The following is a 13,342-nucleotide window of genomic DNA, read 5'->3' as shown; positions in this document are numbered from 1 at the left end:
CGCGTGGGGGTAGTGGCAATGCGCGCCGTCGATGTCGTCGTTCCCCAGGCGCGGGCCGCGCCCGCCGCCGTAAGCCGAGGAGCGCATCACGGCGTCGGCGACCGCCGAGTGGCCGTACCCGAGCCCGTGTCCGAGCTCGTGGGTCGCGACCTCCGCCAAGTTGTCCGCGATCCCGAGGAAACACTCGAAGTTGTTGTTGAAGATCACGTAGAGGCGCAGCGCCGGGCGGAAGGTGACGTTGTTGACCGTCGTTCCGGCCGAGCCCGAGTTCCAGTACCCGCCGATTGCGAGCGTCCCCGAGCACCCCGACGGGTCGGTGATGTCGCTGTAGGGGTCGCCGAAGAGGATGATGTTCGTCGGCGGGTAGGCGTCCGCGGGGCCCTGCGCGTTGGCGCCGGTGAAGTTGTAGCTCTCATTCCCCGACTGGAGGACGACGCGCGCTTCGGGGACGTTCGTCCACGCCGTCATCGCGCGTTTCATCTCGCTCACCGCCGACGCGGCGTTCGCGAGAGGGTTGCGCGCGGGCTCGATGTTCACCACGACCGCGCTCCCCGAGTCCGACTCGTTCCACCGCACCGGCGTCGAGGCGTTGAGGGGGGCGAAATCGAGACCGATCCCGCCGGTCCCGTTCGGGGAGGCGGCGAGATCGAGGGCGCCGCCGCTGCCGTTGGCAACGCCCGACGGCGCGAGGCGCTCCGTCGAGGGGTCCCACAGGACGCGGTCGAGCTCCGGAGGAACCGGGAGAGGAAGACGCGGCATCCCGCCCGGCCGGTAGGGGTTCGTCTCGACCGTCGCGACGAGATCGTGGGCGGAGAAACGCTCCGCCTCGGCCGGGGCTCGCAGGATCAGCCCCTGGCCGGAGAGATCGCGCTCGAGGGCGTCGTCGACGAAGGAGAACTTCCCGAAGAACCGATGGGCGGTCCGCAGGGCGCCGTCGGGGGCCGCCTCGAGGAAGGCGACGACCCTCTCTCCGGCGACGTACACGGGGACGGCGTCGAGGGCGTGCTCGAGGTCGCCGAAGCGGCCGCCCGGCTCGCGCAGGACGACCGTGCTCCATGTCCTCGGGCCGCGCAGGACCCGTCCGACGGAGAGGGTGACGTAGGTCGCGAGCCGACCCGTCTCGGGATCGAGCCCCGAGGCGGTCCGCTCGACCGTCCCCTCGACGACGACGGGCGCGACGCGGGCCACCTCCTCCGGCGGCACGTACACGGAGAGCGCGGCGAGGACGAAGGCCTGCGGGAGCATGAGGACAAGGTGGGCGTCCGTCGGACGCCCGTCGATTTCGGTTCTGAAAGTCGGCGGAACTACCAGCTCACCCGGACCCGGTACGTGAGCTTCACCTCCTGCCCCTTCGGCACAGGGACCTGGAACTCGACGGTCCCGGCGTCGACCTTCGTTCCGGGAATCGAGGAGGAGAGCAGGGTCCAGTCGCCGCCGACCGGCTCGCGCACGGTGACGACGACGTTCTCCTCCTTGCGGTTGCGGATCGAGATCGAATACGCCGACTCGCTCTGACGCGGGCTGATCGCGCGCCACTCCGTCTGGGTCCGGTCGGCGACCACGTCGAACGCGTCGCCGACGTGCAGGCGGACCGTCTCGTCCTTCGGGGTGTGATCGATCGAATCCTCGCCGACGAACTGCTCGGCGCCGGAGCGGTCCTTCTTGTAGACCCGCACCGTCCCCTTGGGGAGGGGCATTCCGAGCCCCGTCTCCTTCGCGTTCTTCATCTCGAGGACGACGGCGACCTTCTCGTTCTGCGTGAGCGTCCCCCCCTGGTTCCGGTAGAACCAGGGCTGGCCGACGAGGAGGAGCTTCTTGACCAGCGGAACCGAGCTCGCCTGAAGGAGCGTGATCTGCTTCGTCTGGTTGTTCTTGATCGTGGAGGGGCGGTCGAGGGTGTAGAGGTGGTACTCGAAGAACGCCTCCTCCTCGAACCGCTGGGCCTTCGCCATCGTCGGGGCGGCCTGCATCCGCACGGCGTCCTCGTACATCCGCTCCGGCGTCACGCGCCGCACGTCCCCCGCGACGAGCTTCAAGGTGGCGTTCTCGAAGCTCGCCCCCGAGCGGTTGTCGATCGTCACCCAGCCGGTGAGGTCGGCGAGCTTGTCGTCGGCATCGACGACGGCGACGTAGTCCGCCGCCCAGTTGAGGCCGTCGGTCAGGTAGGACGCTTCCACCGTGCGCGCGCCGGCCTTCGCGGCGTTCACGGTCCACACGAGGGTGGGAGAGGCGACGAGGTCCTTCGGCAGCTCGGGGAGGGTCACCTTTCCGGTCAGTCCGAGGACGATCCGGTCGCCGATGCGGTAGATCGGGCCGCCGTTGACCGACAGGAGGGTCCCCTTCGACACCCGCGTGGTGAGGTCCTCGGCCTGCTCGACGACCTCGACCTCGCGGCCGACGTATTTCTCCATGAGCTTTTCGGGGGAGATCAGATCGTATTCGTAGTTCTGCTCGAGGATGTCGAGGTCGGCCCCGGCGGTGAGCGACTTCAGGTGAACCGTCCGCGGGTTGATCAGCTGCGGCACGTCCATGAACCGCAGGAACGACACCCCCGCGCGGTCGACCTTGAGGGTGCGCGTCTCCCGGACGAGGCCGAGGTTCTGGTTGTAGACGGTGACCGACACGCCGGTGCGGTCGATCGAGGTGGAGTCGGGCAGGTTCTGGGCGTGGGCGGCGGCGACCGCCGCGAGTGCACACGCGATCAAGGCGGGGGAACGCATGGAGTCCTCCGTTTCTTCCCTCGGGATGATAGGACAGGAAAAGCCGCGGGAAGTTCCCGGTTACCGCCCCAGCGAGCCCTTCAGGTAGGCCGCCACGCGATCCCACACCTCGGGAGGGCGCGTGTCGTTGTGGTCGATCCCCTCGAGGGGGAGGTAGGTGACCGGCCCGGCCGCGGCGGCGCGGATCGCCTCGGCGTCCGACGCGGGGATCACGGTGTCCGCCGTGCCGTGCAGCAGCAGCGCCGGCGCCTTCACCCGGCGGATCGCCTCGACCGGTCTCACGGTGTCGGGGTCGTAGTTGGCGCGGAAACCCGCGAGCTTGAACACGACCGGACGGACGATCGCCGCGGGAAGATGCCGCTCCTCGAGGGCTCGATCGACCGTCTGGCGCAGATCGGCGAAGGGGCTGTCGAGAACGAGGGCTCGCACGCGAGGGTCGTCGGCGGCGGCGAGGATCGCGGCGACGCCGCCCATGCTCTTCCCCGCGAGTCCGAGTCGCCGCGGGTCGACGTCGGGACGTTTGGCAAGCCAGTCGAGCGCGGCGCGCAGGTCCGCCGACTCGTGCGCCCCGAGGGAGATCACCTCGCCGTCGCTTTCGCCGCGCCCCGCGAAATCGAAGAGGAGCTGGGCGATTCCGGCCTCGTGCACCTCCGCCGCCGCGGGGAGCCACTGGCGTCGGTCGGCGGCGTTCCCGTGCCCGTACGCGACCGCCGGGGAGCGTCCGGATCCCGCCGGGGCGGGGATGTACCAGCCCCGCAGCTTCAGGCCGCCGAACCCGTCGAAGGTGACGTTCTCGTACGGGAGGTCCTCGTCGGCGGGGCTCACCGGGCGGACGTCCGCGAGAAGGTCGACGAGCACGAGGCTCTCGCCGTCGCCGGCGGGGCGTCTCGCCTCGATCGCGAACCGGTGCCCCGCCTCCGCCTCGCGCACGTGCCCGACGAGCTGCTGCATGGTGGGGTTTCTCAGGTCGTCGATGCGGACGATGCGATCCCCGACGCGAAGCCCCGCCTCGCGGGCGGGGGAGGCCACCCGCCGGATCTCGAGCCCGGACGGTTCCCGCTCGCGCATGGTGATCCCGATCACGGGGCGTACCGAGTCCTTCAGACGCGCGCGCGGGGGAGCGACCATCATCTGGGAAAGCCAGAGCAATCCGCCGGCGGCCGCGACGAGCAGCAGCCCCGCGCCGAGGACGACGCGGTCGAATCGGGTGATCCGGATCTTCCGTTTCCAGTCGGTCATCGCTTGCCCGGTCTTCGGCTCCTGGCTTAAGTTGGCTTCCGCCCCCGCAAGGTTCAAGCCGGGATTCTAGGGGAGGTTTCGTGGAGGTCGGCGCGGTCTCGACTCTCGAGTGGCTGGAGTGCTCCCGATGCCGCGCCGCGTTCGGGGTGGAGGAGCTCCGCAACCTCTGCCGCTGCGGGGGGATCCTGCTGGCCCGATACCGGCTCGACGAGGCGGCTCGCGTGCTCACCCCCGACCGGATCGCCTCGCGAGCTCCGTCGATGTGGCGTTACGCCGAGGTGCTGCCGGGCGCCGACGATCCCGTGACGCTCGGCGAGGGGATGACGCCGCTCGCGCCCGTCCGTTTCGTGGGACGCGCCCTCCAGCTCGAGCGCGTCTTCGTGAAGGACGAGGCGCTCAATCCCACCGCCTCGTTCAAGGCGCGAGGGATGGCGGCGGCGATCACGATGGCGAGGCGATTGGGCGCCCGGCGCGTGGCCCTGCCGTCGGCGGGGAACGCGGCCGGGGCCGCCGCGGCCTACGGCGCGGCGGCGGGACTCGCCGTCGAGGTCTTCCTCCCGCTCGACACGCCCGATCCCTTCCGGCTCGAGTGCGTCGCGCACGGAGCGACGGTGCACCTGGTGGACGGCGACCTCTCGGCGTGCGGGAGCGCGATGCGCGCCGCGCTCGACGGTGCGGAGTACTTCGACCTCTCGACCCTGAAGGAGCCGTACCGGCTGGAGGGGAAAAAGACCCTCGGGTACGAGCTCGCCGAGCAGTTCGGGTGGGACCTTCCCGACGTCGTCGTCTACCCGACGGGGGGCGGGACGGGGCTCGTGGGCATGTGGAAGGCGTTCGAGGAGATGGAGGTGCTCGGACTCGTCCCGCGCGGGCGTCGGCCGCGCCTGGTGTCCGTGCAGGCGGAACGGTGCGCGCCGATCGTCGAGGCGTTCGAAGCGGGGGCGAAGAAGGCCGCGGCGTGGGAATCGCCGCGCACGTATGCGAGCGGCCTTCGCGTCCCGTCGCCGTACGGCGACGCGCTCATCCTGCAGGCGCTCTACGAGTCGCAAGGGACGGCGGTCGCCGTTTCCGACGAGGACATGGCCCGGGCCCAGCTCGAGCTCGCCCGCGGCGAAGGGATCTTCGCGGCGCCGGAGGGGGGCGCGACCCTCGTCGCCGCGCGTCGCCTCGCGGCCTCGGGGTGGATCCGGCCCGACGAACGCGTCGTGCTCTTCAACACCGGATCGGGGCTCAAGTACCCCAACGTCCCGGGCCTCGTCGTGCCGTGAGGTTCCGCGACGCCCACACCCACCTCTCGGCCGGTCTCCTCGACCGGGCGTCGCGGGTGGGCGGTTTCACGCGGCGGTTCGGATGGTCGAGCGCCCGCGCCGCACGCGAGGCGATCCTGCGCCTTCCCGCCGACGAGCCTGCGCTGTTCGCGCGCGGGGACGGGCACGCGGCCTGGCTCAACGGCGCGGCACTGCGCGCGCTCGGCCACCCCGATGCCCGCGAGCCGCGCCTGGTGGAAGAAGCGGACTACGAGGCGCTCCGGCGCCGGCTTCCCGCCCCGACTCGCGAGGAGCGCGGTGCGGCGCTTCGCTCCGGGCTCGAGCAGCTGGCGGCGGTCGGAATCGATCGCGTCGTCGACATCGTCGAGCCCTTCTCCCTCGACGCATGGTCGGAGCTTCGCGAGGCGGGGGAGCTGACCTGCCGCATCGAGGCGTGGCTCCCCCTCGATCTCGACGAGGAGGAAGCGGCGGCGCTGCGGCGACGGTTCCCGCCGGGTGATCCGTGGATCGCCGTCACCACCCGCAAGGTGTTCCTCGACGGCACGCTCGGCGCGCGGACCGCCGCGATGCTCGAGCCGTACGCCGACCGCGGCGGGCGTGGGGAGCTGCGGGAGGAGATGGGGTCGATCCTCCCGCGCGTGCGCGCCGCCGTGGCGTGCGGGTGGCCGGTCGCCTTCCACGCGATCGGGGACGCGGCGGTTCGCCTCGCGCTCGACGTCGCGGAGCGCGTCCCCGAGGGGAGATTCCGCGTCGAGCACGCGCAGATCGTGGACCCCGCCGACCTCCCGCGGTTCGCGAGCCTCGGGGTCGTCGCCTCGATGCAGCCGGCGCACCTCCGGCTCGACGAGGCGATCCTGGAGCCCGCGCTCGGCCGCCGGGCGGCGCACGCATTCCCGTGGACGGCGCTGGCGCGCTCGGGAGCGCGTCTCGAGTTCGGCTCCGACTGGCCGGTGGCGCCGATGGATCCCCGTCCGGGCATCGAGGCCGCGGTGGCGGCCGGCCTCGACCGCCGGGCGGCCGCCGCCGCGTACGGATCGCTCTGATAGACTCCGATCCCGTGAGGAACGGCGACCGCATCTTCGTCGAAGGGATCAAGTTTCACGGCTTCCACGGCCTGACCAAGCTCGAGCGCCAGGTGGGGGTTCGGCTGAACGTGGACGTGAGCCTCGCCTACGACCTCACCCGGTCCGGCAGGTCCGACCGCATGTCGGACACCCTCGATTACGCGAAGGTCTACCGTACGGTGCTCGAGGTCGGCCGCGGCCCCTCCCACAAGCTTCTCGAGTCGTTCGCCCTCACCGTGCTCGAGAGCCTGCTGCGGGAGTTCCCGGCGGAGCGCGCGACGATCCGGGTGCGCAAGGAAACGCCGGTCATCGACGGGATCGTCGACGCCGTCGGGGTGGAGATGAGCCGCTCGCGCGCCGACCTGGGGCTGGCGTGAGGGTCAAGCGGCTCTTCGACTTCGAGTCGGCGCACGTCCTGCCGAATCACCCGGGGAAGTGCCGCAACCTGCACGGCCATTCCTACCGGCTCGCGGTGACCGTCGATCGCGAGGTCGATCCGACGTCGGGCCTCGCGGTCGACTTCGCCGACCTCAAGACGATCGTCGAGCGCGAGGTCGTGGACCTGCTCGACCACCGATACCTCAACGACCTGATCGAGAACCCCAGCGCCGAGAACATGACCGTCTGGATGTGGCGCCGGCTGCAGCCGGCGCTTCCCGGTCTCGTGGAGATCGAGCTGTGGGAGACGCGCCGCTGCGCGGTCGTCTACCGGGGGGAGTGAGCGGAATGGACCGGGCGAAGATGGTGGAGGGGATCCGGGCGTTCGTCGAGGGGCTCGGCGAGCGGTTTCCCGGCGACGACCTCGAGGCGACCCCCGAGCGCGTCGCGAAGGCGTGGGAGGAGGACCTCGTCGAGGGTTACGCCCTCGATCCGGAGGCCGAGCTGACCTGGACGTCGGCCCCGGAAGGCTCCGGCCTCGTCCTCGTGCGGGACATCCGATTCGCCTCGGTCTGCGTCCACCACCTGCTCCCCTTCTCGGGGGTCGCGCACGTCGCGTACCTCCCGGACGGACGGCTCGCCGGGCTGAGCAAGCTCGGCCGCGTCGTCGACGCGCACGCACGACGGCTCCAGATCCAGGAGCGGTTGACCTCGCAGATCCTCGGGACGCTCGGCCGCGTCCTTCGTCCGCGCGGTGCCCTCGTGATGCTCGAGGCCGAGCACACCTGCATGACCCTGCGCGGCGTACGCAAGGAGTCGAGCCGCCTCGTCACGCTCGCGGTCTCCGGGACCTACGAGTCCGACGCCTCCGCCCGCCGCGACGTGCTCGACCTGCTGGCGCGGGGCCGTGTTTAGTCGGCTCGTCGTCGCGACCGTCGTCGCGGGCGCCGCCGTCGGCGGCGCCGCGGCCGACGCCGCGACGGACGCGATCCGGGCGCTGGCGACCGCCGCGTCCCCCCCGGGAAAGCTCATCCGCATCGGCCTCGAGCCCGCGCGGCGCGTGACGATACGCTCCGCGAAGCCTTACCGCATCGTCGATCCGTCCACGGGGACGGCCGTCGGGAACGCGCCCCAGTCCGGCGAGGTGGTGGTCGTCGCCGACGGCGGTCCCGAGGAGGACGCGGGCTCGATCTACCGCGTCCAGGTCGCGGCGTTCGAGACGCGGGAGGCCGCGGAAGCCGAGGCCACCCGCCTTCGGGATCGTTTCGGCGTCCCGGCCGTCGTCCGGTTCGTCCCGGACCGCGGCTCCTGGCGGGTGCGGCTCGGGGAGGGGGACGACCGGGCGTCGCTCGCGCCGGTTCTGGAGAAGCTCCGGGACGCCGGATTCCAGGGAATCTGGATCGCCGAGGAGCCGCGTCGCGAGGTGTCGGGGGTCACGCTGCGCCTGGTCGACGCACGGTGGAACGACACGCCCACCGCCCGGGGTCGCCTCGCGGTCGTCGCGGAACCGGGGGCGACGATCGAAGTGGGCGGGAAGGGTTACCGCGGCGTCGTCGAGCTTCGCGTGGATCCCCAGGGACGCATTCGTCCCGTCAACTGGCTGGAGTTGGAGACCTACCTGCGCGGCGTCGTCCCTTCGGAGCTCGGCCCCGAGATCTGGCCGCAGCTCGAGGCACTGAAGGCGCAGGCGGTCGCCGCGCGCACGTACGCCGTCGCGAACCTCGGTCAGTTCGAGGAGGGGGGGTACGACCTCTGCGCGACGCCGCGTTGCCAGGCGTACGGCGGTGCCTCGGCCGAGCATCCGCTTTCCGACCGCGCGATCGCCGCGACGGCGGGCGAGATCCTCGCCTGGGACGGGAAACCGATCGCGGCGCTGTACACCGCGACCTGCGGGGGGCATACCGAGGACGCGAAGGAGATCTTCCCCGAGCAGGCCGCCCCGTACCTCAAGGGGGTCCCGTGCCGCGCGGAGGCCGACGGGCTCGCGCAGCGCAAGGTCTCGATCTCGGGCCGGCCGATCGACCCGCTCGTCGACGAGACCGGAACGGACGTCACGCGGGAGGTCGCGTTGCTCGCGGCGGCCGGCGTGCTCGTCGGCGAGATCCATCCGCGCGCGATGCGGCACGAGGTGGGCCCGGCGGAGCTGCGCCGGTGGACGCGCGCGCTCGCGGCGGTCGCGGGGCGTCCCGCGCCCTCCGGCCCCGAGCGTCCGACGGCGACCCTCGCGCAGGCGCTCGCCGCGGCCGCCCGCGACCTGGGACTCGACGAGCGGGCCCGCGTGCTCGTGGGGGATGGGGACGCCGAGGCGCTCCTGCGGGACGCGTCGGCCGCGGCGCTGGCGCCGGAGGAACGGCGCATCGCCGCCTACTTCGCATGGATCGGCCTGCTGCGGCCGCTCGCCGGCGGAGGATTCGGTCTCGCCGAGCCGGCGAGCCGCGCTCGAATCGCGTGGCTGCTCGCGGGGGTGGGGGACATCTACGAGGCGTTCTCGCTCCGGGAGGCGACCTTCTCCGGTCCCGACGGCGCCGCCCTCCGCTTCGTGCAGGGGCGAGGCGACCTCAGCGTCGCGGTGGGGGGAAGCCCCTTCGTCTTCGGCACCCTCGGAGGCCGATCGGTTCCGGCGCCGTCGCTCCAGTTGTGGCCCGGGGACCGCGTTCGCTTCCGTCGCGGCTCGGACGGTCGCATCGACTTCCTCGAGCTCCGCCCGCCGGTGAAGGGGGCGTCCGACGACCGCAGCGCGGCGGTCTACGCGTGGGACCTCCGGCGCTCGCGCGAGGAGCTCGAGGCGACGATCGAGAAGCGCATCGGCGTCGGGGATCTCCAGGACCTCCGGGTGAAGCGCCGCGGGGTCTCCGGGCGCGTGGTGGAGCTCGAGGTGGTGGGGAGCCGCGGCACGACGGTGGTGAAGGGATTCGACATCCGCGGGTTGCTGGACCTGCGCGAGAACCTCGTCGTCCTGGAGCCCCAGCGCGACGCGCAGGGACGCCTGGACGCGGTCGTCTTCGCCGGAAAGGGGTGGGGGCACGGCGTCGGTCTCTGCCAGGTCGGGGCGTACGGGATGGCCGTCCGCGGAGCCGACTACCGCCAAATCCTCTCCCATTACTATTCCGGCGCCTCGCTGACCGAAATCCCGTGAGCGCTGCGGTGGCCCGATCCTCGCTAAGGCCTATATTCGCCGCGTGGGAAACATGCTCCTTCAACTCGGCCTCGTCGCGCTCGCGGGCGCGGTCTGGCTGTTCCTCGGCGGTCAGGTCGGATGGGTCGATTCGGCGACCTCGGACCACTGGGGACCGCTCGCGCTGAAGTTGAGCCTGGGATGTCTCACCGGGGGTGTGTTGCTTCGCATGATCCTGCCGGTCGGGCGGAAGCTGCGCGGGTCCCGCTGCGCGCGATGCGACCATCCGACCGAGCCCGGACACCTCTACTGTCGCGACCACATGAAGAAGGCGATGGACGAGCTGCGGGACCAGACCCGGGAGGGGATGGTCGGGGGGCGCGGCACGCGCTGAGCCCTCGCCTTCTGGTCGTCGCGGGCCCCACCGGAACCGGGAAGTCCGACGTCGCGACCGCGCTCGCCGAGCGCCTGAACGGCGAGATCGTCGGCTGCGATGCGCTGCAGGTGTACCGGGGGTTCGACGTCGCGACCGCGAAGCCGTCGCCGGCGGATCTCCTGCGGGTCCCGCACCACCTCGTCTCCCACGTCGACCCTCTCCGCGACTACACGCTCGCCGATTACGTGCGCGACGCCGACCGGGCGATCCTCGGGATCGTTTCGCGCGGCCGCCTTCCGATCGTCGCGGGAGGGACCGGGATGTACCTGCGCGGGTTGCTTCGCGGGGTCGTCGACGCCCCGGCCCGCGATCCGGAGCTCCGGGATCGCTTGCGGCGATTGGCCGAACGCCACGGCGCCGCGCGCCTGCACCGCCTGCTCCTTCGATGCGATCCGGAATCGGCGCGACGTCTCCCGCCGGCGGACGCGCAACGCGTCGTGCGGGCCCTCGAGATCGCGTTGGCCGGAGGCGGTCGCTGGAGCGAGCGGCTGCGCGAAGAAGGCTCGTGGTCGTCGGGGGTCGAGCGTTACCCGTCGCTCAAGGTCGTCCTCGACCTTCCCCGGGAGGTCCTCGCGCGCCGCCTCGACGCCCGGGTCGACGGCTTTTTCGCCGGGGGGCTCGTCGCCGAGGTCCGCCGCCTGCTCGCCGCGGGGATTCCCGCGAGGGCCAACGCCTTCAAGGCGATCGGGTACCGCGAGGTGCTCTCCGCGCTGGAGCGGGGGATCGACCCCGAGTCGGTCGTGGACGACGTTCGCCGCGCGACCCGCCGTTACGCCAAGCGCCAGCGCACCTGGTTCCGGAGCGAGCGCGACGCGCTGCGGGTCGACATGGAGCCGGGGTGCGAGGCGGCGACGCGCGTCATCCTCGAATGCTGGCGCTCCGGCGGGGTCTGAGAGGTTTATACTCCGGCGGCCGGAGGGGAACATGACGATGGACGCGGACGGTGGGAACCTCCAGAACGAGTTCTTCAACGCGGCGCGCCGGGATCACGTGCTCGTGACCGTCTTCCTCGCCAACGGCAAGAAGCTCGTCGGCCGGATCCGCGCCTTCGACAAGTTCACGCTGCTGCTCGACGGGCCGTACGGCGAGCAGATCGTCTACAAGCACGCGATCTCGACGGTGAGCCACGCCCGGCACGGCGGCCACGGCGACGAGGGGCACGGGGGCTGGACCGCCCCGAGGGAGCCGGGGGATTAGCGCCTGAAGAAGCCGCTTCCCGGATCGCGGGGAGCCGCACCGGCCGCTCCGGCGGCGGCGCCGGACAGTTCCTTCAGCCGCGCGTTCAGGCGCTCGATCTTCGCCTCGTAGTCCTGCCGCAGGAGTTGGATCTGCTTGGTGAGGCGCTCGTTCTCGCCCCGGAGCGCGTCCATCTCCCCTCCGGCGGCGGCCCCCCCGGCGTCCCGGGTCGCGATCTCCTCACGGAGCCTGCGGATCTCGTCGTCCTTCTCCGCGAGATCGGCGCCGACGCGCTCCTGAAGCTCGTCGTAGAGCTTCTTGATCTCCTGCAGCTCGAGGATCTTCGAGAAATCGCTCAGCGGCTCGGCCATGGCGGCATCTCCCGGCTCGTCGCCGCCGTGCTCGGCGGCGTAGAGGAACTTGCGAAGCATGAGATCGAGGTCGCCCGGCCGGATCGAAGCGGCGAGCGCGGTGTCCCGCGCGACGGCGCCCCGAAGCACCAGCGCGGCGAGCGACTGGTTCATCGACTGCATGCGGTAGTAGGAAACCGAGTTCTCGATCTCCTCCTCGAGGGCGTCGAGGTTTCCCTCGTGGATGAGCTTCTGCACGCGGGGGGAATGGCGCAACACCTCCACCGCCGCGATCAACCCCTGGCCGTCGGCGCGCTCGACGAGCTTCATCGAGACCACGCCCTGGAGCACCGTGCCGAGCTGCTGGCGGATCTGGCGGTGGTTCCCCTCGGGGAACATGTCGATGATGCGGTCGATCGTCTGGGCCGCGCTGTTCGTGTGCACCGTGGAGAAGACGAGGTGGCCGGTCTCCGCGGCGGTGAGCACGGTCTGCACGGTCGCGAGGTCGCGCATCTCGCCGACCATGATCACGTCGGGGTCCTGGCGCAGTGCGTTGCGCAGGGCGTCGGAGAAGGTCGGCGTGTCGGTCCCGACCTCGCGCTGGGTCACCGCGCCGAGGTTGTCCTTGAGAAGGAACTCGATCGGATCCTCGATCGTCACGAGGTGGCAGTTCTGCGTGTTCGAGATCAGGCGCATGAGCGCCGCGAGGGTCGACGACTTCCCGGAGCCCGTGGGACCGGTCAGCAGGACGAGCCCCTGGTTCAGGTTGGCGAACTCGTGGAGAACCGGGGGGAGGCCCCAGTCCTCGAGGCTCGGAAACTCGAACGGGACGCGGCGGAAGACCGCACTGAGCGTTCCGCGCTGGAAGAAGATGGTCGCGCGGAAGCGGGAGACGCCCGGCACGCTGTGCCCGAAGTCCACCGCCTGGCGCTCCTCGAGCGTCTCCCGCATCCGCTCGGTCAGGAGGCCGAGCAACATCTCCTTCAGGAGGTCGGGATGCAGGGGATCGGTCTTCAGGGGGAGGAGCTTGCCGTGCAGTCGCAGGAGCGGCGGCCGCATGGGCTTCAGGTGGAGGTCGGACGCCTCCTGCTTGACCATGAAGCGCAGCAGGTCGTCGATCTTCATGACGTCGCCGTCCTCTTGGGTGCTCATGTCCTCGGTGCGGGAACCCCGCCCGCTCGGCGGGGAACATAGGTTCCACGCGAGAGATGTCAAACTTCTCCGGTTTGACGGGACCGCGGGGGCTGGGCTATACGGTTCGGCCGCATGAGCGAAGCCCGCATCAAGGACCGGGTCGGGAACTGGACCCTGGCCAACCAGCTGACGTTTCTGCGCTTGGTCGCGGTTCCGATCTTCATCCTCGCGATCCTGGACGCCCGCTTCGGGGCGGCCTTCTGGTTGTTCGTCGGGGCGGGGGTGACCGATCTGCTCGACGGCCTCGTCGCCCGGGTCTTCCGGCAGCAGAGTCCCCTCGGGGCCTACCTCGACCCGGCGGCGGACAAGCTCCTTCTCGCGGCGGGGTTCATCCTCCTGACCGAGTACCCGCAGCTCTTCCAGCAGATCCCGATGGTCAACCGGATTCCGGTCTGGTTGACG

Annotated in this window: 14 protein-coding genes; 10 read left to right on the top strand and 4 right to left on the bottom strand. The window is 71.2% G+C overall.

Annotation, left to right across the window (positions count from 1 at the left end):
- The 3 genes from VF139_07140 to VF139_07130 form a co-directional block, all read right to left on the bottom strand.
- A partial coding sequence (locus VF139_07140; protein HEX6851168.1) for a matrixin family metalloprotease occupies positions 1-1,245 on the bottom strand: 1,245 nt, incomplete at its 3' end.
- 59 nt (positions 1,246-1,304) lie between these two features.
- Positions 1,305-2,720: a DUF4139 domain-containing protein gene (locus VF139_07135; protein ID HEX6851167.1), complete on the bottom strand. Its 1,416-nt coding sequence runs from the start codon at positions 2,718-2,720 to the stop codon at positions 1,305-1,307.
- Between the two features lie 60 nt (positions 2,721-2,780).
- The gene (locus VF139_07130; protein HEX6851166.1) at positions 2,781-4,016 is read right to left on the bottom strand and encodes a CocE/NonD family hydrolase; all 1,236 of its coding nucleotides are present in this window, start codon (positions 4,014-4,016) and stop codon (positions 2,781-2,783) included.
- Positions 4,017-4,039: 23 nt separating this feature from the next.
- On the opposite strand from VF139_07130, the gene VF139_07125 reads away from it, so the two are divergent.
- The 9 genes from VF139_07125 to hfq are packed head-to-tail and all read left to right on the top strand — an operon-like array spanning position 4,040 to position 11,417.
- Positions 4,040-5,227, top strand: a complete 1,188-nt coding sequence (locus tag VF139_07125) for a threonine synthase (GenBank protein HEX6851165.1) — start codon at positions 4,040-4,042, stop codon at positions 5,225-5,227.
- A complete protein-coding gene (locus VF139_07120; protein ID HEX6851164.1) occupies positions 5,224-6,270 on the top strand; it encodes an amidohydrolase family protein in 1,047 nt (348 codons plus the stop codon). Before VF139_07125 ends, VF139_07120 begins: the two co-directional genes overlap by 4 nt.
- A gap of 14 nt (positions 6,271-6,284) precedes the next feature.
- Positions 6,285-6,668, top strand: a complete 384-nt coding sequence (gene folB, locus VF139_07115) for a dihydroneopterin aldolase (GenBank protein ID HEX6851163.1) — start codon at positions 6,285-6,287, stop codon at positions 6,666-6,668.
- Positions 6,665-7,012 (top strand): 6-carboxytetrahydropterin synthase QueD, encoded by a 348-nt coding sequence (gene queD / locus VF139_07110; protein HEX6851162.1) that lies wholly within the window; start codon positions 6,665-6,667, stop codon positions 7,010-7,012. The genes folB and queD overlap by 4 nt, the downstream gene beginning before the upstream one ends.
- A gap of 5 nt (positions 7,013-7,017) precedes the next feature.
- Positions 7,018-7,584 carry a GTP cyclohydrolase I gene (folE, locus tag VF139_07105; GenBank protein HEX6851161.1) on the top strand — a complete coding sequence of 189 codons (567 nt, stop codon included), beginning with the start codon at positions 7,018-7,020 and terminating at the stop codon, positions 7,582-7,584.
- Complete coding sequence (locus VF139_07100) at positions 7,577-9,805, top strand: SpoIID/LytB domain-containing protein (protein HEX6851160.1); 2,229 nt, start codon at positions 7,577-7,579, stop codon at positions 9,803-9,805. The genes folE and VF139_07100 overlap by 8 nt, the downstream gene beginning before the upstream one ends.
- A gap of 43 nt (positions 9,806-9,848) precedes the next feature.
- Positions 9,849-10,178, top strand: coding sequence for a hypothetical protein (locus VF139_07095; GenBank protein HEX6851159.1), 330 nt, complete (start codon positions 9,849-9,851; stop codon positions 10,176-10,178).
- Positions 10,061-11,113, top strand: coding sequence for a tRNA (adenosine(37)-N6)-dimethylallyltransferase MiaA (gene miaA, locus VF139_07090; GenBank protein HEX6851158.1), 1,053 nt, complete (start codon positions 10,061-10,063; stop codon positions 11,111-11,113). Before VF139_07095 ends, miaA begins: the two co-directional genes overlap by 118 nt.
- A gap of 31 nt (positions 11,114-11,144) precedes the next feature.
- Positions 11,145-11,417, top strand: coding sequence for an RNA chaperone Hfq (gene hfq, locus VF139_07085; GenBank protein HEX6851157.1), 273 nt, complete (start codon positions 11,145-11,147; stop codon positions 11,415-11,417).
- On the opposite strand, the gene VF139_07080 is transcribed toward hfq, so the two are convergent.
- Positions 11,414-12,898: a PilT/PilU family type 4a pilus ATPase gene (locus VF139_07080; GenBank protein ID HEX6851156.1), complete on the bottom strand. Its 1,485-nt coding sequence runs from the start codon at positions 12,896-12,898 to the stop codon at positions 11,414-11,416. The two genes, hfq and VF139_07080, sit on opposite strands and share 4 nt — an antisense overlap.
- A 114-nt stretch (positions 12,899-13,012) precedes the next feature.
- Here VF139_07080 and VF139_07075 point away from each other — a divergent pair.
- Positions 13,013-13,342 (top strand): CDP-alcohol phosphatidyltransferase family protein (locus VF139_07075; protein ID HEX6851155.1); only part of this gene is annotated, 330 nt, incomplete at its 3' end.

The sequence above is a fragment of the Candidatus Polarisedimenticolaceae bacterium genome, from assembly GCA_036376135.1.
Classification (GTDB): Bacteria; Acidobacteriota; Polarisedimenticolia; order Polarisedimenticolales; family DASRJG01; genus DASVAW01.
Note: the sequence above shows the minus strand (reverse complement) of the source record. Positions and strands in the feature narration are given on the sequence as shown.